Source organism: Leifsonia sp. HAY1-4F, assembly GCF_056755275.1.
In genome coordinates this window covers 1-238 of the sequence record NZ_JBNDHX010000591.1, presented here as the reverse complement: position 1 = coordinate 238, position 238 = coordinate 1, and the positions used below count along the sequence as shown (strand labels likewise).

The 238-nt window shown below is 63.4% G+C and carries 1 pseudogene; it reads left to right on the top strand.

The annotated features are described in order from the left end of the window. A pseudogene (locus ACPYOG_RS20615) lies at positions 1-238 on the top strand (TetR/AcrR family transcriptional regulator); the annotation flags it as partial.

The following is a 238-nucleotide window of genomic DNA, read 5'->3' as shown; positions in this document are numbered from 1 at the left end:
ATTTCGGCAACCGCGAGACCCTGCTCGCCGCCGCTCTCGGCTGGTCTGTCGAGCAGTCCAGCGAGGCAACCACCCTCCTGGACTTCGAATCCGAGGAGACCGTCGTCGACGCACTGTTGGAGTCACTCCGCACGAACCTCGGCCTACAGGTATTCCAGTACGAGATGACTCTGGAGGCACGCCGCAACCCGCTGTATCGGCAGGCGGTGGAGCACCTGTACGAGCGCTACCTCGATGC